At 71.6% G+C, this 517-nt stretch carries 1 protein-coding gene; it reads left to right on the top strand.

What is annotated here, in order from left to right; all coding sequences use genetic code 11:
• Nucleotides 1-517 (top strand): Ig-like domain-containing protein (locus tag ACP7DE_RS28005; RefSeq protein WP_426075185.1); only part of this gene is annotated, 517 nt, incomplete at both ends.

Here is a 517-nt window from a genome sequence, read left to right as displayed (position 1 = left end):
GACGGCGTCACCGTGCTGGGCACCGCCGTCGCTACCGGCGGCGCGTGGAGCATCACCAGCAGTGCGCTGGGCGATGGCGTCCACACCTTGAGCGCCAAGGCGGTGGACGCCGCCGGCAACAGCAGCGCCGCATCCAGCCCCCTGTCCCTCAGCATCGACAGCGGCGCACCGGCCGCGCCGCCCGCCCCCGTGTTGTCGGCCGCCAGCGACAGCGGCGCCTCGAACAGCGACGGCATTACGAATGTCAGCCGGCCCACCATCACCGGCCGCGCCGAGGCCGGCAGCACCGTCACCCTGTACGATACCGACGGCGTCACCGTGCTGGGCACGACAATCGCCACCGGCGGCGTATGGAGCATTACCAGCAGCACCCTGGGTAGCGGCACCCACTCCCTGACCGCCAGGGCGGTGGACGGCGCCGGCAATGCCAGCGCCGCCTCCAGCGCACTGGCCATCACCATCGATAACGCCACCGCTGCCGCGCCAACGACGCTGGTACTGAACAGCGCCAGCGACA

Source organism: Janthinobacterium sp. DSP2-3-3, from assembly GCF_049897325.1.
Lineage (GTDB): Bacteria > Pseudomonadota > Gammaproteobacteria > Burkholderiales > Burkholderiaceae_D > Janthinobacterium.
Note: the sequence above shows the minus strand (reverse complement) of the source record. Positions and strands in the feature narration are given on the sequence as shown.